Below are 25,575 nucleotides of genomic sequence, written 5' to 3'. Positions count from 1 at the left end.
ACCTTCACTTTGGCTCAAATACTCACCGGCCGTCCGGCGCGGCCCCAACGCAGGCATCGATCAGAGCGCCTGGGTCGTGTAATCCACCTCGTCTGGATAGAGCGTATCCTCGATAGAAGTCGTGTGGACCTTGACGAGTTTTCCGCCCTGAACCTGGCTGATGTACTGGTGTCCGAAGACCTGATGGGTCTTGCCATTGAAGCGCTTGGCGCCCTGCGGATGGGCTTGGCTTTCAGGCATATCGGTCATGGCCTCGACCGCCTCGATCAGGGCGGCGCGATCACCAGGGCCGCCGTAGCCTGCGGCCTCCATCCCCGCCTTGATGATGTGGAGTGTTTCCCAGCAGCCGAACATGTGGGCATAGGTCGAGATATCCTTGGCGTCCGAGACACTGGCACCGTTTTCGTCGACGCCCACGGCGGCGCGGAAGAACTTGTCGTGCTCGGACTGGTCGGCCTGGGCGTAGCGGGGGTTGCCCTCCCAGAAATAGGTGCCGTCCAGGAATTCGAGGCCGGGAGAGGCGATATCGACCGCTTCGAGAGAGTCGATGAAGCCGAAGAGCGGCGGGGCGGAGGGCCCGAAGAATTCGCCCAGTTCCTTCACAAAGGTCAGGACGGCCGGGCCGACCATCACGTGGTAGAGCACTTCTGTATCGCGCGGGATCTTCGGGAAGTACTTGGTGAACGAGGTTTCGGTCGGCGGGATCGCGATATGTTCGAGAACCTCGCCGCCCTGCGCCTGGATCGCCGCGGTGAAGAAATCGCGGTGGTCATGGCCGAAGGCGAAATCGGGGAAGACCATGGTGACCTTCTTGCCGAGGTTCGAAGAGACATAGGGCGCCATTGCCTGCACCTGGCTTTTCACATCGGTGATGCCGGGCTGAAGCGTGTAGCGGTTCAGCATGCCCGAGGCGACGTGATGGCCTTCGGACACCACGAAATAAGGCATCTTCAGCTCCCCCGCCCGGGGCGCCGAGCCGATCACCACATGGGAAAACAGCGTACCGAAGGCGACGTCGCATCCATGCTGGGTGGCGAATTTCTCGACCACTTCAGCGCCGCGCTTGGGATCGGTGCCGTCATCTTCGGCGATGATCTCCACCGGCCGGCCATTGATGCCGCCAGCCTCGTTGATGATCCGCGCCGCCGCTTCCGTCGTGCGCCCGTACCAGCGGCCGTAAGCCGCGCCGATGCCGGTGGAATGCTGCTGAAACCCGATCCGGATCGGTTCGGCCGATTGCGCATGGGTGTAGCGCGCCCAGAGCGGCATCGACGCCGCGCCCACGGCCCCCATGCCCAGCGTCTTCAGCGCCCCGCGGCGCGAGGTCGTGGATTTGTCTGTGCCCATCTCTGGATCCCCCTGACTGGATGTTCGACTGCCGCCGTTCCGGCGATCTTGCTTGTTAGTGTGCAAACAGTCTTGCGTTCTGTCGAGATTATTTTTTGCGCCGGTCACACACCCCGGGGCGAGGCGAGCAGCCAGAGGCCGAATAGCGTGTAGAGCACCATCAGCACGGCAAGTGGGGCCTGGCTCAGAAGGGCTGCGCGGTCGTTGCCGTAGATCCGAAGCGCGATGGCATGGGCCACGAGGATCGAAATCACATGGCCGATCACGACGGCCCCCGCCTGGGTGAGCCATATGATCCGCACGGTATCACGCGTATTGAAGAATCCCGTGGTGACGTAGAACTGCCCGAGGTTCAGAAGATCCGCACCGGTATCCAGCGGATCGGAGGTGGCCGCGAGCGTCCACTGGATATCGACAAGGAAACTCGTGAGGTAATGGGCGATGTGATAGCCGGTGGCGATCGGCAGAAGGGCGGGCGCAAAGGCGCAGAAAGCGCGCAGAAATCCGGCCCGCCGGGCGAGGAGCAGGCCCGCGCCGAGCGACAGAGCGAAAGCGGCGAGGAGCCCGGCGAGAACAAGGGCAAGACCAATGAGTGTTGCGCCGATCACCGCCGATCTGCCGGGGTACTCGAGCGGGTTGATGCCGATCCGGCCTAGCCACCAAAAGGTTTCGTTCAGCCCATCGAAGGATCCGATCCCGAGAAGCGCGACGGCGAACACGGCGAGGGCCGGATCGGGCGAGGCCCCGCGCGCAAGACGCCAGCCCCAGAGCCCGGCCGCAGATCGGGACAGGGGCGCGACCGAGGCGAAGAGGCGCATCATCACCGTCAGAAACTCGACCTGAAGCGCCCAGCGCGGCCCGAAGACGGCACGCCCGGCCACCGTCATGGCAGCGTAAAGAGCGACGATCAGGGCAAGGCGCCTCGGATCCGCCGGTGCCGGATCGGCCAGCATGAACGCCGCAAAAGCGACCAGAAGGACGACAGCGGGCCATTTGCCCGCCGCGCGCGGCAGTCTCAGGTGAAGACGGCGCGAGATGACTCGTCGCAGGCAGGCGCCCGGCGCGCGGAACGGATCGACGAAACCCCAGATATTGAACAGCGCCCCCTGCACCGAGACGAGCCCGATCCACGTGACCGTCCAGACCCAAAGCGGCAGCGGGTTGGCCAGCGGATCTGGCGCCCCCGCTACGCCGCAGACAAGAAGCGCCAGAAGAAGCCCCGCCGCCACCCAACGGGTCAGCCCCGCGAGGCGGGGCGCGTTTCCCGCAGGAATGTGCAGAGGCCGGAAAAGACCAAGGGTCGCGGAGCCCGGCAGAAAGAGAATGAGCGCGATTGTCAGTACGACGGTCGCCACGCCGCCGGCGATGTAAAGATCAGTTGGCAGAAGAAGGACGAACCCCTGTTCCGACACATGGGCGCGGCCCGGCGTCGCAGGAAGGCTCAGAACAATGCCATATCCGAGAGCCCGCGCCATCCCCCCGGCAGGTCAGAAGGTTGCGGAGTAAATGATCACCGCGGTCAGGATCACCGCGGCGAAGCTGATCGGATCTTGCGATGCGAAGACGATGGGATCGTCCTTCATACGCCCCCGCGACGTCACCATGACCATGCGGAGAAGCCAGTAGAGCAGGATCGGGCAGATCAGCCATAGGATCTGCGCGGATGCGTAGAGGGCTGTGACGGCATCACTCGTCAGATAGAGCGCGAAAACGAGCACCGCGGCGTGGGCCGAAGACAGCGCGGTGCCCACAATGATCTGCATGTCCCCCGTCTCATAGGCGCGGCCCGGCGCGGTGGAGACGTTTCGCGAGACCTGATCCACGAGTTCCGCCTGGCGTTTGACCGCCGCGAGCGAGAGGAAGAGAAACATCGAAAACGCGAGCATCCATGGCGACAGGGGAATCCCCGTGGCAGCGCCGCCGGCGATGATCCGCAACGTGTAAAGGCACGCCAGCACCATGATATCGGCAACGAGCTTGCGCTTGAGGAACAGAGAATAGGCAAGCGTCGCGAGGAAGTAGGCGGCGAGAACGAGAATGAAGGGCCCTGGCGCGAAGAGAGCGCCGATGAGGCCTGCGGCGAGCACCAGACCGGCGGCCATGACCACGCCATGCGACAAAGGCACGGCACCGCAGGCGAAAGGCCGGTTGCGCTTGCGCGGATGCTGCCGGTCTGCCGGCAGGTCGAGGAGATCGTTGATGACATAGACGCTCGACGCGGTAAGGCAGAACGCGGCGAATGCCGCCAACGCGATGCCCAGATTCGAGACGTCATGCGCGGCGAGAAGCGGCAGGAAGATCAGGAGGTTCTTCGACCACTGGTAGGGGCGAAGCGCCCTGAGATACGCCAAGCCCCCTTTCCGGGGTTCGCCAAGATGCATCGCATCGGAATTCGCGCGCTCGGCCGTGGCGCGCAGAGCAGCGCCCGCCCCGACCGTGATCGCGCGCCGCGCGCTTTGCCAGACGGGCGCATCCACGGGTGCGTCGCCCACGTAATCGAACCCGCGCTCGCCAAAGAGCGATACGAGGAACGCGGCCTTGGCCGATCCCGAAAGGTTCGCTCCGTCCGTGCCATTCGCGCCGGTGCCATAAGCCTCGTCGAAAAGCCCCGTGGCGCGGGCGATTTCCTGCGCCTGCCGGTCATCCGATGCGGTGACGAGGATCGTCTTGCGACCATCGGCGCGGGCTGCCTCGATCAGCGCGGTGACGTCCTCGTTCAGGACAAGCTCCTCCGCAGGGACAATCTCGGCATCCGCGACAAGGCGCTTGGCCGCAACCTTGCCGGATGGCAAGGCCGCCGCGAGACGCAGCAGCGACAGCGGTTTCTCGCGTCCGAGGCGAAGAATCGCTTCGTGGAAGGTATCGGAGCGGCTGAGCGTGCCGTCTAGATCGACCACGAGAGCGACTTCTTCCGGTTTTGCCAACGTCGAAGGGCCCAATTCCTCTCTCCAGGCTGCCGCGTTCCTTCTCATAGAACGGAGAGAGGGCACTGGGAATCCCGTAAAGTCGCATTCGCCGGCCGGGTGGCCGGAACGTAACGGCCCGGTCTCGCGGCCGGCAGGGACCACACGCAATCCGCGCTTCTTGTTCGGCAAATGGGCCGATGCTATCGGGATAGTCAGATGCGCGGAAATCGGCGCCGCGGCAGGCGAGTGGGATGGTTATGGTGAAATCCAAGCAATACCGGCTGACGCGGAATGCGGTTCCGGGGGCCGTGGAGCTTGGGGGCTGGTTTCTCGAGACAGGCGCGTCTCTGCGCGTGATCCGCGTGATCGATGACAGCGGCCGCGCGACCGGCGTGCTGGTCGGCGAGCCGTTCGACCTGCACCGGCGGGAGATTGCCGGAGACAGGCTGAACGTCCGTCACCGGTACGAAGGCGATGCCGACGCCTTCGTGAACCGGTCGATGGACGACCTGAGCGGTGCCTATCTTTGGTTCTTCGACGATGGCACCGGGCCGCTTCGCAGCTACCCCGACCCGTTCGCCCAGATCCCGGTGGTCTTCGACCCCGAAATCGGCGTTGCCACGAGCGCGGATTCCCTTTTGGATGACGGGGCCTATGAGGCGCGCTTCGACGCCGCGCGGTATCGGCATTTCGGGGTGGGCAACAAGGGTTGGTTCCCGGCGGGAATGACGGCGCATCGCGGGGTCGAGCGGCTTTTGCCCAATCACGTTCTCGATCTCGGAGACTTCGAGGTTGCCCGGTTCTGGCCGGACGGGCCGTTGCATCCCGCTGCAGATCCCGACGCAGCGGTGGGTTCCCTCCTCGAGCATGTCGCGATGCAGATCGCGGCGGTGGCGGAAACACGGCCCACCGTCATCTCGTTGACCGCGGGACAAGACACCCGGCTCTTGCTGGCCAGTTCGCGATCCATCGCGGAGAAAGCGGATTTCGTAACGGTTGTGGGGGGAGACCAGCACTCGATCGACAGCAAGCTGGCCCGCCGCCTCGCAGAGTTCGCAGGGCTCCGGCAGCGTGAACTTCCACGTATCGTTGCCACGGATGACGAGGTGGAGGCCTATATCCGTAGAACTGGCCACTGCGTCGCCGATGCGAATGCCCGCTATCACAAGAGTGTTCACCTGATAGAGCGCGGCACTTGGTTCATCGGCGGCCTCGGCGGTGAGGTCGGCCGTGGGTTTCTCTGGCGGCCATCGGACGACGCATCGCTTGCCATCGAAGCCAGGCGTCTGATCGCGCGATTCGGCCTGCCGCAGGATGCAGACCTCGAGGCCCGGCTTGCCGCCTGGATCGCGGCGGCGCCAAAGATGAGCGGCCTCGATCTTTTGGATCTTGCCTATATCGAGCACCGCATGGGCCCCTGGGCCTCAGCACATTTTCCAGGTGACGACTGGCTGGTTGCCCTGCACCCGATGGTGTCGCGCCGCGCGATCACTCTGATGCTTTCATTACCGGTCGAGTGGCGGCGCGAGGGGACTTTCGCGCACAGGGTGATCCGGCGAGGGTGGCCAGAGATCATGACGATTCCGATCAACAGCCTGGGTTTCGTCGCCGACACGATGTCGAAGCTCTCCCGGGCCTGGAAAGATCCGAAGGCCGTTGTCTCCAAATTGAGAAAAATGCTCGGCTAAGCACAGCGAAAGGCGGATTTCCGCCGAGACCCGGCATTGTCTTCGGTTGATATCCGGACATTCCGCAGCGGCAGTCGGCGACAGTGCTCGCCCAGCTCGCTTCTTTGTTTACAAGGGCTTTCGCGTCCACGCGCCGTTCGTGGGAATGCCTCACGCCGGGCCACAGGACGTTTCAGGGATTGCGGCATCGCCCAATTAGGGCGGAATTTTGTTCGGGGAAACAAAATTATGCCGGGTTCCTAAATCAGTCAGTTCCCATCGGGAAGTATTGTTTCTTGTTTGGCCAGTTTGGCCCTATCGGGATCAAGAGGGACAAAAAATGTCATCCACTGTTACGGTCGCAAGCGCCAGCGACCTTTACGCCGCGCTGGCTTCTGCGACAGGCGGTTCGAGGATTGTGCTTGAAAGCGGCTTCTACGGCGACGTCCGCCTTATCGACTACCAGTTCAGCTCGACCGTCACGATCGTGTCCGCGGATAGCGCCGACACGGCCGTCTTCAACACGATATACATGAACGGATGCACAAACATCACGATCGATCGGGTCGAGGTCGATTTCGTGCCGGATGTCGATACGGTGGTGTGGGATTCGGCCCTGAGGATCGACAGCTCCAGCAACATCACAGTCTCGAATTCGGTGATCGAGGGCGGGCTCGCCGCCGCCGGGGATTCGCCGGACATCCCATTGGGCACGCAAGGCGCGAACGGAATCGAAGGTTATCCGATCGGCAACGGGATATTCCTCTTCCAGGCCAAAGACATCGAGATCACGAACACCGAGATCTCCATGTTTCACAAGGGCATCGGCTTTGACTGGGTCGACGGTCTGAATTTCTCGGACAACTACATTCACGACGTCCGCACTTCGCACTTCTCGGGCGGTTTCCTCGAGAACGCGGAAATCAACGACAACCATTTCTCGACGTCAAACCCGTGGAACTTCGGCGGCCTTGGCGACCATGGGGACATCATCCACATCTTCCATCGCTTCGGGGACACCGGTTCGATGGACAACATCACGATCAGCGGAAACTTCTTCGAGCAAGGCGATGGTGAAGCGCTTCTGGGGATCTACCTCGACAACAACGAATACGGCCAGGGCTTCACCAACGTCACCATCAGCGACAACATCCTCCACAACGGTAATTTCCAGGGCATTCGTTTCGAGCGCGTGATCGGCGCGGTGATCGAAAACAACACCTTCCTTCCGACCAACGATGTAGAGGGCGACGCACCGGGAATGGTGCTGACGGATGGGACGCGCGACCTGCTGGTGCAGAACAACATCCTAGGCCCGATCACCGGCGCTTCCTATACCGGCTCGACATCGTCAACGATGACCTTCGTAGACAACGTCTTCATTCAATCGCACGACCCGATGGGCGAGAACTACATCGGCAATCTCTTCTCGCGCGGGCTGATCGCGGATGGCGATGCGAACGATTTCTACGTCATCCCGGACAGTGCGGCAGATGGCGTGGGCGCTAGTGCAACGCAACTCTGGGGCAGCCACAGCACAGGTTTTGGCGTCTTCAACGCGACCGGTAGCGAAGGCGCAGCGGCCAATACGGTCACGTTCGACGCGCTGTCGGTCTTCGGGGTTGGCGGAGAGGTGAACCTCTCGGGCGCCACCGTGGAGTGGACCTTCGGCGACGGGCAGACCGGAACGGGCGAAAGCATCACCCATACCTACGATGCCGGCGGGCACTATGACGTCAAGGCGACCGTCCGGTTGTCCGACGGTACGGTCATTACTTCGGAAAAGGCGCTTGTCGTCGCATCGCCGGAGGCGCTTTCCCTCGACTTCGAAAACGGGATTGCGGATCAGAGCGACTTTATCAACGATACCATGGTGACGGGCATTGCGGAGATCGTGGATACCGACTTCGGCAGTGCCCTGCGTCTCGGTGCGGACAGCTACATCGAGTACGATCGCTCGTGGGAGATGGTGAACAATTCCGGCTTCACCGTCTCCGTCGATTTTCAGAAGGATGCCGGCGCGGCGTCGCCGGAGGGAACACTCGTCTCGTTTATCGGCGGATTCGGGATATCAACCTACGAAGGCAAGATCTATGCCAGCGTCGATACCACCGGGTCGCCGGCACAGTACCTGGGCGCGGTCGATCCGAGCATCGAAGACGGCGGCTGGCACAACGTGACGCTGACCTTTTCGTCGGATACCGGCATCGCAACGCTGTTCATCGACGGCAAGGAAGTGGATTCGAAAGTCGGCCTCGAGGGCCTGCAATCGGCAACGGCGTATCAGGATTTCCATGTCGGCGGAAACAATTGGAGCAGTTCGTTTACCGGACTGATCGATAACGTTGAATTCCTGCGCTACGCGCAAACCGCCGAAGAGGTAAATAACGCCTATCTCGGCCTTGAGCCGCCGGCGGTCGATGATCAGCCGGCGCCGGTGGAAGAACCGGCGCCCGTGGAGGATCAGACACCGGTGGAGGAGCCGGTGACGCCGGAGGAACCGACCGTTCCCGAGGAGTCGGTTGTCGAGACCGGCACGTCGCAGGATGACGTCACGACCGATGGTTCAGGCTCAACGCCCGTTATCGGCGATCGCACGTTCAATGACCTCGCGTCGCCCACGGAATCGTCTTCAGAGGACAGCAGTATTTCCCTGTTCAGGCAGAAGCTCCTCGCGCGATTTGGTGCATCGAGGGACGGTGACAACACCACCGATGCGCCAAGCGGCGACGACTCAAACCTGCTGAACAGCTTCGCGTCGCTGCGCACAAACTTCGGACATACCGAAAGCGATGCCGCTTCGATCGAGACGACAGACAGTGGCGACAATCCATTCCTGTCGCTTTTCACGCTGCGCAGTCGCCTCCGTGCGGAGGAACAGTTGACTGACGAAGAGGATGACACGGACACCGATTTCGCAGGTGTCGGCGCCTTCTGACGCAACACAGAGCCCCGGCGCCGACCAGCGTGCGCCGGGTCAGGAACTTCGAAACGATATCCGTGGACTCTCGTCTTGGAACCGAAGCGAGGCGGGAGCCGGGCCATGCTCGACGAATTCGAAGACTACACCCTTTCGCTTACATCGCCGGCAGTGGCGGCAGTGGCGATCACGCCGAGCGACAGCACAGAGATGTCCTTCGCGACACGCGCCCTCTACGTCGGATCCGGGGGTGACGTCACCGTAAAACTCAAGAACGGGGACGTCGTAACCTTCAGAGGATTACAGGCCGGGGTTCTTTACCCGCTCCAGATCGTGCAAGTTCTCGTCAGCGGTACGACCGCTTCGAACATGGTGGGTATTCGGTAGGGCAACGCTTGATGGATATTGGAACCAAGATCGCGCTGGCACTGGGCGTCCGGCGGGCGCCCGTTACGACCGTTCCCGTTCTGCAGACGGCACTTCCCGACATCACCGCGATCGTAGCCCTGAACCTGATGGTCGTGGATCTGCCCTCGCGCTTCTCGGGGTTGGGGCTGACCTTCGCGCTTGCTCCGGGTTCGCCACCCCTGCCCGACGGCCTGTCCGTCTCGCCGAGCGGCGTGCTTTCGGGCATAGCGACCACGGCGGCGGCGCCGGTGACGGTTGTGCTGCGCGCCAGCAACGCGGAAGGTTTCGCCGATGGGCCGCTGACGATCTCGGTCGAAGAGCTGAGTTTCACGGCGTCGCTGTCCGGCGCGACGGACAATTCAACGCACGGGCCGAGTGCGGAATCGCTGGTCGCGCTGACGGCGTCGGGCGGGCAATACAACGGCCCTCTGCCGGTCACCGTTGCCTACCAGTGGTCGACTGTCGAAGGAGGGCCCATCGCGGGCGCCACATCGGCAGTTTTCACGCCAAATGCCGCGACGCTCGACGGCCAGACACTCTATTGCGACGTCACACCGGACATCTATCCCGCCCGGGCTACCGCGGCGCTCACCGTGCGCCATGTGCCGCCCAGCGCCGCGGGCACGCTTGCCGACGAGATCCTGGATCTCGGAACGGGCAACTACACCGTCGCAACCTCCGGCGAGTTCAGCGGACAAAACCTGCGCTTTACCGTGACAGGCGGCGGCACAACGGTGGATGCGACGACCGGGGTTCTGACCATTCCGACCGATACGGCGATCGCCGGCGCCGTCGTGACAGTAAGCGCCACGAACTCGGGCGGAACGGCGGAAAGCGCTTTCAACCTCACGGTGGAAAGCAGCGGGCTCCTGACGCTTGGGCCCGCAGGCGCGCCGAAGGTGCTGAGTGCGGTGCCGATCGGCTCGAACGATAGCCACGATGCCGGCACAACTGCCGACTATCTTGTTGGCCCACAGGAAACCTTCACCGATCTGCAGGCCGCGATCGATCAGGCGGTGCTGGACGGGGCTCCGCGCACTATAGCGATACGGGCAGGTACCTATCGCGGGCGGCACTCGCTGGCCGGTTTCCAGGGCACAATCAAGAGATACGGGTCCGAGCGCGTCGTGCTAAGCGGCGCGGAAACGCTGACCGGCCTCGTCCAGTGTTCCGCCGCGGATGCGGATGTTCTGGGCCTCGGCCTCGGCGTCAACGGCTCTCCCGTCTACAAGACGACGATCGCCGCCTCGGCTTTCGAAGCGTCAAGCGCACTGGGCCTGAACATTCACGAGATGGTCGAGGGAGACAGCGTCGCCCTGCCGATCGCACAGGAGCGCGCCAGTCTGAGCGAGCGGTTCTATTCGCTGTACGAGCAGGAATTCCACACCGCAGACAGTTTCGCGCTGAACGCGTCAGGCCATATCGAGACGATCACCCATGCCAGCGTGATCGACCAGTACACCGACGCGCAGCTTTTGCGGGCGCAGGCGGGGCTGCATTTTGGGGCGAATGCCGTGAAGTTCTTTCCCATCGTCGGCTCGAACAGCGCCGGCTCGAGCATCACGCTGAGCACGGGCAACGGCCAATCGGGATCATCCCGATTCTACAGCCTCGCGAACCTCGCACCGGCGCTGATCCGGGGGTCCTGGGCTTTCGTGGACCAGGGCGCGACGATCGACATCTACGTCTATCCCTTCGATCCGGCGAACGTGGCCGGGGGGATCGAGTACTCCGCCCGAAAGTGGGTCTTCGATCTGCCGCCGACGATGGCGGGGCACGTGACGCTCGAAGGGCTCGAGATCTATCAGGCCGGGGGCGGCGCGCTTGAGGAAGGCCACGCCATGGTCACCGCGTTCAACTCGCTCGATAAGAAGCCTCACGGTTTCACCGTGCGTCAGTGCCGTCTCGGAAAATGCTCGAACCCCACGACGGGGGCGGTGGCGAAACTCCAGAACATCGATGGGCTGACGATCGAGAACGTGTCGCTTGTGTCCTGCCCCGACAGTTTCGGGCTGGATATCAACGGCGGCTCGGGATCGGTGCAGTCACAAAACCTCAGGGTCAGCCGGGTCTATGCCGCCGAGATCTCCAACGCCTCGGTCCGGTGCCTTCAGCAATCCTCGCCACGCGTCGAAGATGTCGTCTTCTACCGCACCGGGCGGGGCGGCCATGCCAACCTGATGAATTTCTACCAGCAGTCCGACAAGGTGCTGGTGCAGCGGGTCCAGTCGATCGAGTGCATGGGGTATCTCACCTGGCAGGCCGCCTCGGAGATCTATCTGGGCTTCAGCGAAATTCCGGGATCCGAGCTTCCCCAGGACAGCCGCTCCATCCAGGATCAAAATGGCGGAACGCCGGGGCCGAGCTCGGGCAACAACTATGTCTGGAACGTCCATTGTCCGCCATCGAGCCAGGAGGTTGCCGCCAACCCCGCGCAGGCCGCGAACTTCGACCTGGGCAAGGCTGCACGGCCCGATCTGCCATGGGGCTTCTACAACTGCATTATCTTCGGCGGTGGCGTGAACAACGATTATACGGGCAGTTCGTCGCTTGAGATCGCGCGCCTGAACAACGTCTACTCGAGGACGGCGTTCTGGCAGGCATCCGGAAACGGATGGTTCAAGGATCCGTCCGAGGTGGTGCAGACCAGCCTGACGATGCTGTACACCGATCCGGCGAACGGGGATTTCTCTGCCAAAGCCGGCGGCATCCTTCAGACCAAGGCCGGGCACGACATGCGCCAGAAGATCGTCGAGGAAATCCGTCCGCTGCATCGCGACGCCGATTTCAACCGCGACCTGAGGTTCGTCCCGGTCGACTGGAACAACAGCTTTGTCGGGAGTGAGAACTGATGGAAGTCACCGCAGGAAGCACACTGTTCGTCCCCGATATCGAGATCACGCCCACGCCGGGGGAAACCGTCGTGAACGTGCTGTACCGGTGGTACGAAACACCAACCGGGCAGGCAGAGGCGGTGGCCGGGCGCGATCGCATCTTCTCGCCCGGCAAGGCAGGCACGTGCCGGTACGAAATGCTCGTTCTGCAATCGGACGGCGCGGAGGCGATTGCCGTCGGACCAACCGTCACCGTCCTTGCCAGGGACATCACGGCACCGACCCTGTCGGGTCTGGCGACGACACCTCAGAACGCGGCCGCCCTTCTGTCCTGGTCGACCGACACCGTAGGCGGCACGGCGTATTGGAGCATCGACCAGACGCCAAGCCGCACGGGCGCGGAGATCAAGGGCGGGATCGGCGCCATGTCGGACAGCCTGGCTCATACGGGAATCGAAGCCGTGTCCGCGGCGGGCGTACAGCCGGCCATCATGGCCACCGGGCTCGCGAACGACGATCAGTATTTCTTCCACCTTGTGCACGAGGATGCGGCCGCCAACCTGTCGGCTCCATCGGATATAGCGGTGGTTCCGGCGGTTGCGGGCGGAGGTATCGCGCTGGCCCACATTGCGGCGCAAAGCGTTGCGAGCAGTTCCGCAAGCATCGATATTCCCGTCAGCCTTCAGGCCGGCACCCATCTTCTCGCCGTGAACCTGAAGGGGGTCGACACCGTGCTGGACGTGACCGTCCCCGGCGGCACCAGCACCGCGCGTCTTGCCACCGTGCGGAACGGAACGCTTCTGAGCGTGGCGGTGTTCGAGGTCGAAGTTCCGGTGGGAGGGGCGACAAGTGTTACGGTCTCGAGAAGCGGCACCAATTTCCTGCCAGCACTTCTGACCGGTTACAGGATCACCGGCGGGGTGTTCGACGCGGATTCCGGCGCGCTGAACGGCAGCGGCAACGACACACTTGATGCTGCCCTGGCGACAACCGGCGGCGAGGCCATCCTGGGCTTTGCCTTCGGTTCGGGGCACACGAGCGAAATTTCGGCGGTCAGCGGCTGGCAGGGCAAGGAGGCGTCGCAATATCTCGACAGCATCCGCGCCGAAGCGTTCTTCGCAACGGCCGCTGCGGGAGGCGCGCCCGAAAGCTTCGCGGTCACCGCGCCGACGGCGTTCAAGCCGTGGATCCTGGCCGGTTTCGCCTACACCACCCCAACAGTGTGATGCGCAGGTCGTCGGTTCGGCGCTCCAGGCCCGGGTTTTTCCCCGGCAGGGTGCGCCGGATGCTGTGCGCGTCCGCCTGACCATGCTAAGCCAAGCCGGTCACTGAACCGGTAGCCCGTATGATCTCACGTTCCCGCATAAGGCGGCATCTTCCCGAACCGCTTCTGGATTCGCTCAGAAACCTGCGCGATCGTCTGAACCCGCCCGTCGATGGCGTCCGCAATCTCAGGGATTACGGCTTCGAGGCGGAGGACAACCCGAAACCCCGCGTGTCGCTTGTTCTGAACACAGTTTCGCGGGAATTCGCTTTCGGCGGGAAAGCAACTGCGGTGGCGATCTTCGAAGAGCTTGCGGCCCCCCTCGCGGCGGCGGGCGTCGATCTCAGGATCGTCACCGATGCGCCCTACGAGGCCGCCATGTCGATGCTGTCGGGCACACCGCTTGAAGCGCAAGTGAGCTTCGCCTCAGTCGAGGCGAATGGCGGACGCATCGCGACACGGAGACGCGAGATCTTCATAGCCTACAACTGGTGGCTGTCGGCCAATCTTCAGGCTTTGCGGCAGGCCCAGGCAGTGCATTTCGGGCAGGCGCCAAGGCCCAAGGTCCACCTTCTTCAGGAATACGAGCCCGGTTTCTTCGGCTATTCCGCCGCCCACATGGTGGCCCATGAAGCGATCAGTGGCGACGACCTGTGGGCCGTCATCAACACCCGGGAACTTCAGGACTACTGGGAGATGCTGGGCCACCACGCACAGCGCACCTATTGCTTCGAACCGCACATGAACGCGGCACTTCGCCCTTTCGCCGACGGCATCGCACCGGCGGAAAAGACCCGAACGGTCCTCGTGTACGGCCGCCCGACGATTCCACGAAACGCGTTTTTCCTCGTGGAGCGTGGCCTTCAGGCCTGGGCGGAGCGCCATGGCGCGAACCACCGCGACTGGCGATTCGTCTCGGCCGGTCTTCCGCATCCCGATATCGCGCTTGGAAATGGTCACAGCCTGACATCGGTGGGCAAGCTGTCGCTCGAGGCCTATGCCCGGCTGCTTCGCGAAACGGCGTTGGGCGTGTCTCTGATGGTGTCACCGCATCCCAGCTATCCGCCGCTGGAAATGGCCCATTTCGGCGCCCGGGTTCTGACCAACGATTTCACCGGAAAGCGGGTGGTCGAGCGGCACCCCAACATCGTGCGGCTGCCGTCCGTGTCCGGGCCGGGCATCGCCGAGACGCTAGAGGCGGAAATCGTCAGCTTCGAAGCCGATCCCGGGGCGGCCGTTCACCGCAAACCGGCGGACCCGGCCTTTCTGACGGGCGGCGGCTTCGACTTCGTTCCGCAACTCGCGGCCGATCTCGTGGAGGCGCTGAACCACTGACGCAGCAGGCCTAGCTGCCACGGATGCGGCGCGTCGATTGGCGCGTGTACCGCGACACCGGGGCGGACACCTCGGCCTCGTTCTCTTCAGTCGCATCCTCCGTGAAGCGGACCAGCCAGGCACCTGCGCCGACCATGAACATCACGAAGGACATCATCGCGCTCCAGAAATGCACCGTCCCGCCCGCCAGTACGATCGCCGTCACGACGAAGACATAGGCATAGCGGGCGCGGATGTTCTCGGGTTTGGAGAGCCGCGTTCTGCAGGATTTGAAAGCAAGAAGTGACAGGGTGAGGAAGGTAGCCACGAAGGCCGGAACACCGTTCCGCATGGCCAGCAGAAGCCAGAAATTGTCAACACTGGAGCCCATCCAGGACGGTCGCGCCCACTCGCCCAGACCAATGCCAAAGAGCGGGTGGGCGGCGACGCTTTCGGTCCCGTACCGCCAGATCAGGATACGGTTGTAGCTCGATCCGCTGTTGAACGTCATGTAGTCGACGATCAGGTGGAAGGGCGTGCGGTTCGACAGAAGATCGAGCACGACGTAGCCGGCAACCGACAGGCCGATAAGAACGTACCAGCGCGATGCGAGCCTGGCGAAGACGGTGTTCCAGGCAATCAGGGCCACCTGCACCATGAATGCCGCAAGCGCCCCCGTCGACAGGGACAGGAACGTGCCCACCGCCGAAAGCAACGAACCGGCAATCCGCCGCGCGGTTCCGAACATGAAATAGAACAGCGCCAGCGAGATCGAGGCATAGACACCGAAATGGATCGGATGCGCGAAGACGACCTGGGCCCGGCGCAGCCCCATGCGCTCCTGCGTATAGACGACTGCGTAGGTGTCGACCGGGATCATCTGCAGCAGGAACGCCCGCCCCGTGACACTTTCGATCGCCGCCGCGGGCACCAGCACCACAAGGGTCAGAAGCAGCAGCCGCGCGATACGGGCCATGTCACCGGCAGACCGGACGGAAGTTCGGGCCAAAAAGTAGGCGCCGGTGAATTCCAGAAAATAGGAGCCCCCTGTTTCGATGGCCGAGAGATCGGGGGCATTGACGAAGAAACTCAAAACCGACCACAACGCCGAAAACAGCAGAAGCCAGTCCGGCAGAATCGTTCCACCGGCAACACGGCGCACGAAAACGTGGTAGAGCGCGACAGGCGTTAGGATGAGCAAGACCAGCCGATGCGGGTATAGTACGAGCGGGCCGAGGTTCAGCTCCAGAGGAACGAGCAGGCACAGTATGAACAGATACGCCATCCATATCGGCGCCGCGCTCTCTCCGGAGAACGGAACGGCCACGCGCAACGTCCGTTCGGGGCCCGGTTTCCTTCGGCCGTCTGGTATGTTCTGTGCGAGTGTCAATAGCTTTGCCACTGTGGTTCTGGACCTGTCCGCCAAAGTACCCTGCGCGGGCCGGACATGACACAGAGGAATGCAGTGTCTGCAGGCGGGCGGCCAAGATGATTCGCACATACCGGATGATTCTGGAAACAATGGAAGGTGCAGAGCGTCGCCGTTTCTGGCTCGTCGTCGCCGTGACCTTCGTGATTTCGGCCTTCGAGGCCGCCTCGGTCGTCGCAATCCTGCCGTTCCTGCAGATCCTTTCCGATCCCGGCATCATCGAGACGACGCCGACCCTGGCGCGCCTCTATGACCTGAGCGGCCTGCAAAGCACCAATGCCTTTCTGATCGCCATCGGATGCGCGGTTCTGCTGCTGACCACGGCGGGGCTTGCTAGCAAGATCCTGACGATATGGATCACGACCCGGTTTGCGCTGATGCGCTCCTATACGCTGAGCGCGCGGCTTCTCTCGGTGTACCTCTCGCAACCCTACCGCTGGTATCTGACGAAGAACTCCGCCGACATCGGCACCGATGTTCTGGCAGAGGTCGATATCCTGGCTCGCGACGCTCTTCTGCCCGCGATGCGGCTGATCCCCGAGCTGTTCTCGGTGGCGCTAATCGGCATTGCGCTCTGCCTGATCGAGCCGGCGGTGGCGATTGGATCGGTCGCACTGATCGGCGGCGGGTTCCTCCTTGTCTACCTCGTCGTGCAGCGGCTTCTACTTCGGGTCGGCGCACGCCGGCTTGGGGCCAACAACCAGCGCTTCCGTCTGGTGCAGGAGGCGACGGGCGGCATCAAGGACGTGAAGATTCTGGGGCTCGAGCAAACCTACCTGAACCGGTTCAAGGATCCCGCGCGCCGGATGGCCGAGGCACAGACCACCGGGCAGATCGTGATGCACACGCCGCGCTTTGCGCTCGAGGCTCTCGCGTTTTGTGGCATGATAGTTCTCATCCTCTTCATGCTGATCCGAAGCGAGGGCGATCTCGCACAGGTCGTGCCGACGCTCGGCCTGCTCGCGGCGGCCGGCCTGCGCCTGTTCCCCGCCCTGCAACAGGTCTACTTCCGATCCTCGCTTCTGCGTCAGACCCGCGCCGCGCTGGAAAAGATTCATACCGATCTCGTGTCCCTCGAACATCACGATATCGACGAAACCCGCGGACGGCTCGACCTGACCCGTGCGCTCGAGATGAAACAGATCGCGTTCAACTACGAAGGCGGCGAACGTCCGGTTCTGCACGGGATCGATCTCTGCCTGCCGGCCAGAACCTCGCTGGGCCTTGTCGGCGGTACCGGGGCGGGCAAGACGACGCTTGTCGACATCATCCTCGGCCTGTTGCCGGTCGGCGGCGGCGCGTTCACCGTCGACGGCACGGCGATCGAGGGCGAAAACCTGCGCCGCTGGCAGAAGTCGATCGGCTATGTGCCGCAACAAATCTACCTGTCAGACGCAACCCTTGCCGAGAACATCGCCTTCGGTGTGCCAGAGGACGAGATCGACCTCGAGGCGGTCATGGCGGCCGCGCGGATCGCCAACCTGCACGACTTCGTGCTTGAAACGCTGCCGGACGGGTACCGGACCCGCGTGGGAGAACGCGGCGTGCGTCTGTCGGGCGGGCAACGCCAGAGGATCGGCATCGCCCGCGCGCTCTACCGGAAGCCGACGACGCTCGTACTCGACGAGGCGACGTCGGCCCTCGACAACCTGACGGAGCTTGCCGTGATGGAGGCGATCCGGCGGCTCGCCGGCGAAGTAACGCTGATCATCATCGCGCACCGGCTCAGCACGGTGAAAGATTGCGATCAGATCCTTCTTCTGCGCGACGGCCTTGTTGCCGCGCAGGGAACCTTCGCCGAAATCATCGCCGCGGACGAGGAATTCGCCCGCATGGCGGGCGCGGGATAGCGCCGGGCGCGCCTGATAGCCTCAGTCGCGCGCCGGCGGCGACACCAGATATCCCAGCATCCAGACCATGCGCTGCAGGCGCAGCCGCGCCAGTGTGACAAGGGCGAGCGCACGCTCGCGCCAGCTGAGTGCCCCGGCAGTGACGATCCGGGGCGCATGAGCGAGGATGCTGACCGGCATCGCCAGCGCCTTGAGAGCCCAGGTCGCGCGAAACCCGCCGCTCTCGCACCCCAGGAGCCAGGCCTCGCGCGTCAGCCGCCACCACTTCGCGCGCAGGGCCGCCCAGTCCCGGCGCGAGGGGTGGGACACCACGAACCCGTCGTCGAAGGCCAGCGTCAGGCCGCCGGCAGCGGCGCGGCGGCTCCAGTCGACATCCTCTGCCACCGCCGGGCGAAACCCGCCCGTCCCGTCGAAATCGGCACGCATCATGCAAAGGTTTCCCGCACCGAGAAATCCGTCACGCTGAAGATAGGCATCCATCCGGAAGGCGAACACGGCCTCGAAAGCCTCGGCCCCGCTGCGGGGTGGCGGGGTTTCGTAGAAGATGTCGACGCGGCCGCCCGTCACGACGCCCTCGCGTGCGATCCGCCGGCCTTGCGCGACCCAATCCGCCCCCGGAACGCAATCGCAGTCGATGAACAGAAGCACCTCGCCCGACGCCGCCGCCACCCCCATATTGCGGGCCGGGCCCGCCCCCGGCTCGGACTGGGTGAGCACACGCAGGGACGCGGCATCCGGCAAGGCCGCGGCCACGTCGAAATCCGATCCGTTATCGACGACGATCACCTCGTCCCCCGGCTCCAATTGCGGCAAAAGCGCATCGAGGCAACGGGTCAGGCGCGGCAGATCGTTCAGATGTGGAACAACGATGGAACAACGGAGACCACGTGACACAGTGGAAACAATCCTGACTTCAGGTTCGGTCTGTCAGACAGCTTGGATCGCAGGAGCGCCGAGTGTGCTGTGACGTTTTTTTGCTTCGTTCCGAGGTCTATACAGGAGCGGCAGCTTGCCACCAATCGATTTCTGGGGGACGACATGACCATGAAATCTCCGGCCGCCTCCCCTACCCGACCGAAGTCGGCTCCAGATCGCCCGGTGCCGGCGGTTTCGATCATCGTAATAAGTTTCAACACGCGGGATCTGACGCTTGACTGCCTGCGGTCCGTCGAGCAAGAAACCACGGTGCCCTACGAACTGATCGTCGTCGATAACGCGTCAAGCGACGGCTCCGCCGAGGCGATTGCCGAGGCCTTTCCCGACATCACGCTCATTGCCGAAGACACGAACCATGGTTTTGCCGGGGCGCACCGGGTCGCCGAACCACATGCGAACGCGCCGTTTCTTCTGCTGCTGAACCCCGACACGGTCGTGCTGGAGAATGCGATCGACAAGCTTCTTGCCTTTGCCGAACACACTCCGGCAGCCGGGATCTGGGGCGGGCGCACCGTGTTTCCCGATGGGGCGCTGAACCCCACGTCGGTCTGGGGCCGGGCAACGCCCTGGTCCACCTTCTGCCGGACGGCGGGGCTTGCCACGGTTCTGTCGGGCTCGGCCCTTTTCAATCCCGAGGGCTATGGCGGCTGGATGCGGGACAGCGAGCGCGAGGTCGACATCGTCACCGGGTGCTTTCTTCTGATCCGGCGCGAGCTCTGGGACCGGCTGGGGGGCTTCGACCTTTCCTTCTTCATGTACGGCGAAGAGGCCGATCTGTGCCTGAGGGCACGGGCCCTTGGGGCGTCCCCGCGCTTTACGCCGGAGGCCACGATCGTGCATCTGGGCGGGGCGAGCGAGCCCGTGCGCGAAGACAAGGTCGTGCGCCTTCTGACCGCCAAGAACCGGCTGATCGAGCGCCACACCGCCGCGCCGTGGCGGTCCCCGGAGGCGATCGCCCTGCGCCTCTGGCCCCTGACGCGAACTTTGGCGGCGCGGAGCCTTGCGGCGCTGACGCGGTCAGAGCGATGGAAACGAACCGCGGATGTCTGGGGCGCCGTCTGGCGCAGGCGAGCAGAATGGTCACCCGCCGCCTCAGTGCGGCCCGCAAGTAAAACCGAGGACTGACCGATGAAGATCGAGCCCATGAATGCAACCGTCAACCGGTTCAGGACGGCACGCGGCAAGGTTCTGGGCGAAAAGCTGGCGGAGGCTCGGGCGCGCCTGGGCCGGGATCTCCTGGTGCTCGACGTGGGTGGCCGCCCCGATTACTGGCGCAACACGAGCCTCGAACACGTGGCGAAGGTGATCGTTCTGAACTACGTCGCCGGAGAGCTCGAGGCGACCGAGATGCTCGACGCCCGGTTCGAAAGCGTCGTCGGCGATGCACGCGACCTCAGCGACTATGCGAACGGTTCGATCGATTTCCTGCATTCGAACTCGGTGATCGAGCATGTCGGGCACTGGGGCGACATGCAGGCCATGGCGCGGGAATGCCGACGGGTCGGGCGGGCCGGATGGGTTCAGACCCCGGCCTGGGAATTTCCCGTCGAGCCGCATTTCCGGGCGCCGTTCATGCATTGGTTCGCGGCCCCGATCCAGACCGCGATGTTCTGGCTGTCACTGTCGGCCCGGCATCGTTCGATGCCCTACGATCAGCGGCGTCAGGCGGTGGATGACACCAATCTTCTGTCGAAATCCGAGGTTCGCAGGCTGTTTCCCGGCGAAGAGATCTACGTCGAACGTCTGATCCTCGCGAAAAGCTACTCGGTGTGGTGGCTCCCGAAACGGGATACCGGTGGCTAAAGCGGAACGAAGCGCGGAAGCTTCGTCAGGCTCTGGCGCATGAACTCCTGCAGGCGCGCGTCTGCATCTTGCTCGCTTTCGCCCACCCCGATCGGGGTAACGAAGCGCACAAGCGCCCCGTCGGTGCGTCCCATCGTCAGACCGTCCCAGATCACAGCGGTCTTGGCCAGGACATCGTTCGTCATGCGCTTCCCGCGCTGTTCGAACCAATAATACACAAGCTGCTTCGACGTACCCTTCTGGATGACCGCACGGTTCAGTTCGAACGTGCCATAGACGGATTCGGGCATATCGACGGTATAGGGATCGATCGAGAAGATCTCCCATCCCCCGACCGGCAGACAAACTTCCGGAGAGTGAATCCCATCGCCTTCCGTCTGGTTCTCATAGAACGCAACGAAGAGGTTCACCGTCGGGGTGCGAGGCTGTTGAAAGGTCGCGTTCAGATAATCGTCGGCTCCAAGCACTTCTTCGACCGCCGGTTCAAGCCGGGCGCGAACCCCATACCATTCCCCCAGCCGGTTCGGAAACAGCGCGAAGGGTTCGCGCTCCATGGTCACGGCCTCCGGGCGCGCGACCGTCACGAAGGCCGCGGATGTCGCCGCAACGAAGACCGTCGCCACGGCCATCGCCACCGAAGGCCGGATCTCGGCAATCCGCGCGGCAATGGCTCCCAGCCCACTGGTATCCAGATCGATCGCCTCCGACAGCGGCAGGGTTTCCCGGTTCAGCTGCTGCAGCACGATCGCCATCAGGAACAGGATCCCGATACAGGCGATAAAGATGATCCATCCCTCGAAGAAATGCAGGAAACCTTCCGCATGCTGGATGCCGTAGCTGTTGACCAGGATGCCGATCACCCCGATCCGGAACGAGTTCATGAAAACCGTCAACGGCGCGGCCGCCAGCAGAAGCACCGCCTTGTGCCAGAGCGGCCCCCGGTAGAGGATCGCGAAGAGGTAGGAAAAGCTGAGGATCGGGAAAAGGTATCTCAGGCCGGAACAGGCCTCGGCCACCTGAAGCTTGTACACACCCAGATCGATGATGTTGCCGTCGAGGAAGACCGGCACTCCCGCGAGGGAAACAAACCAGACACCAAGCTCGGATGAGACACCCTGCAGAAACACTGACATCTTCCAATACAGAATCTGCGGCAGCGGAAGCATGAACACGAGGTGAAATACCGGCAGCTGATGTCGGATGCCCTTGGCCCATCCGAACACAGTCAGAACCACGCCACCCGTCCAGATGATGAAGGCATAGGCGACGATATCGGCCACCTTCGCGAGGTTTCCGATCACTGCAAGCCCTATGGCGAAGGCAATCACCAGTACGCCCGGCCAACGGTGCCTCACGGGACCGGCTTGGGGAGGATCCAGACGAAGTTCCCTCAAAAAAAGATAAAGCGAAATCAAGGGAATAAGCGGGCCATGGCTATACTCGGCCGTCGACCAGGCGGCAATCAGGCTTTCAAAGCCAAACCAGAAGACCGGAATCGATACGGCGCAGAGCGCGAAGAACAGCGCAATGCCAACGGGGCGCACCTCGATAGGCAGAAACGAATGACTTGTGGAAGACTCGGTCACAGACAAAACTCGCGAACTTGATCGACAGCCTAGAAATCGTCGATGACCATATCTGTAAAATCGCCGGATATCGACAGGAATCGACGGCAAATGGCGCCGCATTGGGTGAGCAAACCCATCTTATGTGCCCAGCCGGCTTCACAATTTCGTGGATCGCCTCCATCTTCCGCCCGCCGGTGTCGCGTGGTTACCGAGTCGCGTATGACCGGAGCGCTGAATCCGTCCAACGGGGGACATGATGAAGATTGCTATGATTGGGGTTGGCTATGTCGGCCTTGTTTCGGGAACCTGCCTTTCGGATTTCGGGCACGAGGTCATCTGCGTCGATAAGAACGCCGAACGCATCGCCAAGATCCTGGAAGGTGAGATGCCGATCTACGAGCCGGGGCTCGAGGATCTCGTCGCCCGAAACGTGGCCGCCGGTCGCCTTTCCTTCACGACCGACCTGCCGGCCGCGGTCGCCGGGGCGGATGCGATCTTCATCGCCGTCGGCACACCGGCACGGCGCGGCGAAGGTCATGCCGATCTCGTTTATGTCCATGGCGCAGCGCGCGAGATCGCCGAGGCGCTGACGGACTACGCTGTCATCGTCGTGAAATCGACTGTCCCCGTGGGCACAAATGCGGAAGTCACCCGGATCATCTCGGAAGCCGCGCCGCACGCCAGCTTCGACGTCGCCTCGAACCCCGAATTCCTGCGCGAAGGCGCGGCGATCGACGATTTCATGAAGCCCGACCGCGTGGTAATCGGCGTGACCTCCGACAAGGCGCGCGATGTGATGGCAGAAATCTACCGCCCCCTCTATCTGCGCGAATTCCCGGTGATCTTCACCGATCCGGCCTCTGCCGAGCTGATCAAGTATGCCGCGAACGCCTTTCTCGCGACCAAGATCACCTTCATCAACGAAATCGCAATGCTCTGCGAACGCACAGGCGCGGATGTGAAGGAAGTGTCGCGCGGCATCGGGCTCGACGGACGAATTGGCAACAAGTTCCTCCATGCCGGCCCTGGCTATGGCGGTTCCTGCTTCCCGAAGGATACCTCGGCGCTGGCCCGGATCGGACAGGATCACGCGGTGCCGATGCGGATCACTGAAACCGTGATCATGGTAAACGACATCGTCAAACGCAGGATGATCGACAAGATCGTCGACCTTTGCGACGGGTCGGTGAACGGCAAGAAGATCGCCGTGCTCGGCGCCACGTTCAAACCCAATACCGACGACATGCGCGACGCTCCGAGCCTTACGATCGTGCCAGCGCTTGTAGGCGCCGGCGCGAATGTCTGGGTCGTCGATCCGCAGGGCGAACGCGAAGGCGCATCCCTTCTGCCGGGCGTCACGTGGAGCGACGATCCCTACAAGGCAGCGGCGGATGCCGACGCAATCGTCCTTCTGACCGAATGGAACGAGTTTCGTGCGCTTGATCTTCAGCGCCTGGCGCGCGAGATGCGCGAGGCCCGGATGGCCGATCTCCGAAACATCTATTCCGCCGAGGAAACCCGTGCCGCGGGCTTCGAGGGTTATGTCGCGACGGGCCGCCCTTCGATTACGTAAGCCGCTGAAGATAGCGACCGTACTGGTTCTTGCTGCAGGGCTCCGCCAGAGCTCTCAGCCGGTCACGATCGATCCAACCAGAGGTGTAGGCGATCTCCTCGGGGCTGCCGGTCTGCATTCCCTGCCGCTCTTGCAGCGTGCGCACGAAGTTCCCTGCATCAAGCAGCGAGGCATGGGTTCCGGTGTCGAGCCACGCATAACCCCGCCCCATCTTCTCCACCGTCAGCGCATCTTCGTGAAGGTACATCTCCAGAAGCGTCACGATCTCCAGTTCGCCCCGTGCCGACGGCCTCACCTTGCGGGCGCGCTCCGGTGCCGTCCCGTCGAGGAAATAAAGCCCGGTCACGGCAAAATTCGAAGGCGGGTTCTCGGGCTTCTCGATTAGCGCCTTGGCCTTGTCGCCGTCAAAATCCACCACGCCGTACCGCTCAGGGTCCGACACGTGATAGCCGAAAACGGTGCCGCCCGAGGGTTGCGCATTGGCCCGGGCCAGGATCTCGGGAAGCCCGTGCCCAAAAAAAATGTTGTCGCCCAGGATCATCGCGGAGGGTGCACCATCGAGAAAATCCTCGGCCAGAAGGTACGCCTGGGCCAGCCCGTCGGGCGACGGCTGCTCGATATAGGTGAGGCTCAGGCCCCACTGCGCACCATCCCCAAGCAGGCGCTGGAACTGCGCCTGATCTTCCGGCGTCGTGATCATCGCGATCTCCCGGATCCCCGCCAGCATCAGGACGGAAAGCGGGTAATAGATCATCGGCTTGTCGTAGACCGGCAGAAGCTGCTTCGAGACCCCCATCGTGATCGGATAAAGCCGCGTACCCGAGCCTCCGGCCAGGATGATCCCCTTGCGCGTCATGTGCCCGCCTCCTCGCGATCTTGGCGTTCAATTCCAAGCTCTTCTAGCACCGATCCCAAGGCCCCGCGCCAGTCCGGCCGCGCCAGACCGAAAACATCTTCCGTGGTGCTGCAATCGAGCCGCGAGTTTTTCGGGCGCTCGGCGGGTGTGGGATAGTCCGTGCTCGGAATATCCGTAACCTCTGTCGAACGCCCGGCCATCGCGAAGATCACGCGCGCGAAATCTGCCCAGCTGACATCCGGCGCGCCCGAATAATGATAGGTGCCCGTCTTTCCGGGATCGGCGGCAAGCTGATCTGCGATCGCAAGGCAGGCCCCGGCAATATCCGCCGCCGCGGTCGGCCCGCCGACCTGGTCGGACACGATTGTCAGGCTCTCTCGCGTCTCTGAAAGCCGCAGCATGGATTTCACGAAGTTAACTCCATCGGGCGAAAACACCCACGAGGTGCGGAGAATGGCATGGGCACCGCCGGCATCCCTGACCCGTTCTTCCGCGGCGCATTTCGTCCGGCCATAGGCGCCAAGGGGGCTTACCGTATCCTCCGGGCGCCAGGGCGCCATGCCCTGCCCGTCGAAAACGTAATCGGTGGAGATAAGGACGAGCGGTACGCCGTGCGCCGCCGCTGCCTTCGCGATATGGCCCGCGCCCAACGCATTGACGGCAAAAGCCGCGTCTTCTTCGTCCTCCGCGGCATCCACGGCCGTCCATGCTGCGGCATTGATGATCGCGCGGGGCCTCAGACGCTCCACCACCGCCGACACGGAGGACGCCTCAGTAAGATCGGCCACGCCACGCGCAGGGGCGACAACCGACGCATCGGCTCTGATCAGCGCACGCCCGACCTGCCCGGTGCCCCCGAAAACCAAAAGCGCTTCGCGACGATCGAAAACTGACATGCCC

18 protein-coding genes are annotated in these 25,575 nt (G+C 63.1%); 10 read left to right on the top strand and 8 right to left on the bottom strand.

All coding sequences use genetic code 11. From position 1 onward, the window contains the following. Positions 1-60: 60 nt before the first annotated feature. The 3 genes from RXV90_RS07770 to RXV90_RS07760 all read right to left on the bottom strand — a co-directional run bounded on the left by RXV90_RS07770 (position 61) and on the right by RXV90_RS07760 (position 4,271). Positions 61-1,347, bottom strand: a complete 1,287-nt coding sequence (locus RXV90_RS07770; RefSeq protein ID WP_316647963.1) for an ABC transporter substrate-binding protein — start codon at positions 1,345-1,347, stop codon at positions 61-63. Positions 1,348-1,451: 104 nt separating this feature from the next. Continuing rightward, positions 1,452-2,822 carry a hypothetical protein gene (locus RXV90_RS07765; RefSeq protein WP_316647961.1) on the bottom strand — a complete coding sequence of 457 codons (1,371 nt, stop codon included), beginning with the start codon at positions 2,820-2,822 and terminating at the stop codon, positions 1,452-1,454. Positions 2,823-2,834: 12 nt separating this feature from the next. Further along, positions 2,835-4,271, bottom strand: a complete 1,437-nt coding sequence (locus RXV90_RS07760; RefSeq protein WP_316647960.1) for a UbiA family prenyltransferase — start codon at positions 4,269-4,271, stop codon at positions 2,835-2,837. 233 nt (positions 4,272-4,504) lie between these two features. Between RXV90_RS07760 and RXV90_RS07755 the strand changes: the two genes are divergently transcribed. From RXV90_RS07755 to RXV90_RS07730, 6 genes are all read left to right on the top strand, one after another. Then, the gene (locus RXV90_RS07755) at positions 4,505-5,941 is read left to right on the top strand and encodes an asparagine synthetase B family protein (protein ID WP_316647958.1); all 1,437 of its coding nucleotides are present in this window, start codon (positions 4,505-4,507) and stop codon (positions 5,939-5,941) included. Between the two features lie 319 nt (positions 5,942-6,260). Continuing rightward, a complete protein-coding gene (locus tag RXV90_RS07750) occupies positions 6,261-8,858 on the top strand; it encodes a LamG-like jellyroll fold domain-containing protein (RefSeq protein WP_316647957.1) in 2,598 nt (865 codons plus the stop codon). Between the two features lie 105 nt (positions 8,859-8,963). After that, positions 8,964-9,227, top strand: a complete 264-nt coding sequence (locus RXV90_RS07745) for a spike base protein, RCAP_Rcc01079 family (RefSeq protein ID WP_316647956.1) — start codon at positions 8,964-8,966, stop codon at positions 9,225-9,227. A gap of 11 nt (positions 9,228-9,238) precedes the next feature. Beyond that, complete coding sequence (locus tag RXV90_RS07740) at positions 9,239-12,100, top strand: hypothetical protein (RefSeq protein WP_316647955.1); 2,862 nt, start codon at positions 9,239-9,241, stop codon at positions 12,098-12,100. Further along, positions 12,100-13,308 carry a hypothetical protein gene (locus tag RXV90_RS07735; protein ID WP_316647954.1) on the top strand — a complete coding sequence of 403 codons (1,209 nt, stop codon included), beginning with the start codon at positions 12,100-12,102 and terminating at the stop codon, positions 13,306-13,308. Before RXV90_RS07740 ends, RXV90_RS07735 begins: the two co-directional genes overlap by 1 nt. 119 nt (positions 13,309-13,427) lie before the next feature. Beyond that, positions 13,428-14,681, top strand: coding sequence for a rhamnosyltransferase WsaF family glycosyltransferase (locus RXV90_RS07730; RefSeq protein WP_316647952.1), 1,254 nt, complete (start codon positions 13,428-13,430; stop codon positions 14,679-14,681). A gap of 10 nt (positions 14,682-14,691) precedes the next feature. On the opposite strand, the gene RXV90_RS07725 is transcribed toward RXV90_RS07730, so the two are convergent. After that, positions 14,692-15,945, bottom strand: a complete 1,254-nt coding sequence (locus tag RXV90_RS07725; RefSeq protein WP_316647951.1) for an O-antigen ligase family protein — start codon at positions 15,943-15,945, stop codon at positions 14,692-14,694. Positions 15,946-16,148: 203 nt separating this feature from the next. On the opposite strand from RXV90_RS07725, the gene RXV90_RS07720 reads away from it, so the two are divergent. Continuing rightward, entirely contained in the window at positions 16,149-17,939 is a 1,791-nt protein-coding gene (locus RXV90_RS07720) for an ABC transporter ATP-binding protein (protein ID WP_316647950.1), read from the top strand. A 21-nt stretch (positions 17,940-17,960) separates the two neighbouring features. Here RXV90_RS07720 and RXV90_RS07715 read toward each other — a convergent pair whose 3' ends face one another. Beyond that, positions 17,961-18,833 carry a glycosyltransferase family 2 protein gene (locus tag RXV90_RS07715; protein WP_316647949.1) on the bottom strand — a complete coding sequence of 291 codons (873 nt, stop codon included), beginning with the start codon at positions 18,831-18,833 and terminating at the stop codon, positions 17,961-17,963. 144 nt (positions 18,834-18,977) lie between these two features. Here RXV90_RS07715 and RXV90_RS07710 point away from each other — a divergent pair, with 144 nt between their 5' ends. Next, on the top strand, positions 18,978-20,000 hold the full coding sequence (locus tag RXV90_RS07710) for a glycosyltransferase family 2 protein (protein WP_316647948.1): 1,023 nt from the start codon (positions 18,978-18,980) through the stop codon (positions 19,998-20,000). Between the two features lie 3 nt (positions 20,001-20,003). After that, positions 20,004-20,678 carry a class I SAM-dependent methyltransferase gene (locus RXV90_RS07705; protein WP_316647947.1) on the top strand — a complete coding sequence of 225 codons (675 nt, stop codon included), beginning with the start codon at positions 20,004-20,006 and terminating at the stop codon, positions 20,676-20,678. On the opposite strand, the gene xrtD is transcribed toward RXV90_RS07705, so the two are convergent. Continuing rightward, on the bottom strand, positions 20,675-22,222 hold the full coding sequence (xrtD, locus tag RXV90_RS07700; protein WP_316648219.1) for a VPLPA-CTERM-specific exosortase XrtD: 1,548 nt from the start codon (positions 22,220-22,222) through the stop codon (positions 20,675-20,677). The two genes, RXV90_RS07705 and xrtD, sit on opposite strands and share 4 nt — an antisense overlap. A gap of 280 nt (positions 22,223-22,502) precedes the next feature. Between xrtD and RXV90_RS07695 the strand changes: the two genes are divergently transcribed. After that, the gene (locus RXV90_RS07695; RefSeq protein WP_316647946.1) at positions 22,503-23,819 is read left to right on the top strand and encodes a UDP-glucose dehydrogenase family protein; all 1,317 of its coding nucleotides are present in this window, start codon (positions 22,503-22,505) and stop codon (positions 23,817-23,819) included. Here RXV90_RS07695 and rfbA read toward each other — a convergent pair. Together rfbA and rfbD are read right to left on the bottom strand one after the other, a co-directional pair. Then, the gene (rfbA, locus tag RXV90_RS07690; RefSeq protein ID WP_316647944.1) at positions 23,812-24,675 is read right to left on the bottom strand and encodes a glucose-1-phosphate thymidylyltransferase RfbA; all 864 of its coding nucleotides are present in this window, start codon (positions 24,673-24,675) and stop codon (positions 23,812-23,814) included. The two genes, RXV90_RS07695 and rfbA, sit on opposite strands and share 8 nt — an antisense overlap. Beyond that, complete coding sequence (rfbD, locus tag RXV90_RS07685) at positions 24,672-25,571, bottom strand: dTDP-4-dehydrorhamnose reductase (RefSeq protein WP_316647943.1); 900 nt, start codon at positions 25,569-25,571, stop codon at positions 24,672-24,674. The genes rfbA and rfbD overlap by 4 nt, the downstream gene beginning before the upstream one ends. Between the last annotated feature and the right edge of the window lie 4 nt (positions 25,572-25,575).

It is taken from the genome of Ovoidimarina sediminis (assembly GCF_032586175.1).
Classification (GTDB): domain Bacteria; phylum Pseudomonadota; class Alphaproteobacteria; order Rhodobacterales; family Rhodobacteraceae; genus Ovoidimarina; species Ovoidimarina sediminis.
Note: the sequence above shows the minus strand (reverse complement) of the source record. Positions and strands in the feature narration are given on the sequence as shown.

What these genes read in the sequence shown, in the direction of transcription:
- RXV90_RS07770 (WP_316647963.1), bottom strand. Translation starts at nt 1,347, where the DNA reads ATGGGCACAGACAAATCCACGACCTCGCGCCGCGGGGCGCTGAAGACG.
- RXV90_RS07765 (WP_316647961.1), bottom strand. Translation starts at nt 2,822, where the DNA reads ATGGCGCGGGCTCTCGGATATGGCATTGTTCTGAGCCTTCCTGCGACG.
- RXV90_RS07755 (WP_316647958.1), top strand. Translation starts at nt 4,505, where the DNA reads ATGGTTATGGTGAAATCCAAGCAATACCGGCTGACGCGGAATGCGGTT.
- RXV90_RS07750 (WP_316647957.1), top strand. Translation starts at nt 6,261, where the DNA reads ATGTCATCCACTGTTACGGTCGCAAGCGCCAGCGACCTTTACGCCGCG.
- RXV90_RS07745 (WP_316647956.1), top strand. Translation starts at nt 8,964, where the DNA reads ATGCTCGACGAATTCGAAGACTACACCCTTTCGCTTACATCGCCGGCA.
- RXV90_RS07740 (WP_316647955.1), top strand. Translation starts at nt 9,239, where the DNA reads ATGGATATTGGAACCAAGATCGCGCTGGCACTGGGCGTCCGGCGGGCG.
- RXV90_RS07735 (WP_316647954.1), top strand. Translation starts at nt 12,100, where the DNA reads ATGGAAGTCACCGCAGGAAGCACACTGTTCGTCCCCGATATCGAGATC.
- RXV90_RS07730 (WP_316647952.1), top strand. Translation starts at nt 13,428, where the DNA reads ATGATCTCACGTTCCCGCATAAGGCGGCATCTTCCCGAACCGCTTCTG.
- RXV90_RS07725 (WP_316647951.1), bottom strand. Translation starts at nt 15,945, where the DNA reads ATGGCGTATCTGTTCATACTGTGCCTGCTCGTTCCTCTGGAGCTGAAC.
- RXV90_RS07720 (WP_316647950.1), top strand. Translation starts at nt 16,149, where the DNA reads ATGATTCGCACATACCGGATGATTCTGGAAACAATGGAAGGTGCAGAG.
- RXV90_RS07710 (WP_316647948.1), top strand. Translation starts at nt 18,978, where the DNA reads ATGACCATGAAATCTCCGGCCGCCTCCCCTACCCGACCGAAGTCGGCT.
- RXV90_RS07705 (WP_316647947.1), top strand. Translation starts at nt 20,004, where the DNA reads ATGAAGATCGAGCCCATGAATGCAACCGTCAACCGGTTCAGGACGGCA.
- RXV90_RS07695 (WP_316647946.1), top strand. Translation starts at nt 22,503, where the DNA reads ATGAAGATTGCTATGATTGGGGTTGGCTATGTCGGCCTTGTTTCGGGA.
- rfbA (WP_316647944.1), bottom strand. Translation starts at nt 24,675, where the DNA reads ATGACGCGCAAGGGGATCATCCTGGCCGGAGGCTCGGGTACGCGGCTT.
- rfbD (WP_316647943.1), bottom strand. Translation starts at nt 25,571, where the DNA reads ATGTCAGTTTTCGATCGTCGCGAAGCGCTTTTGGTTTTCGGGGGCACC.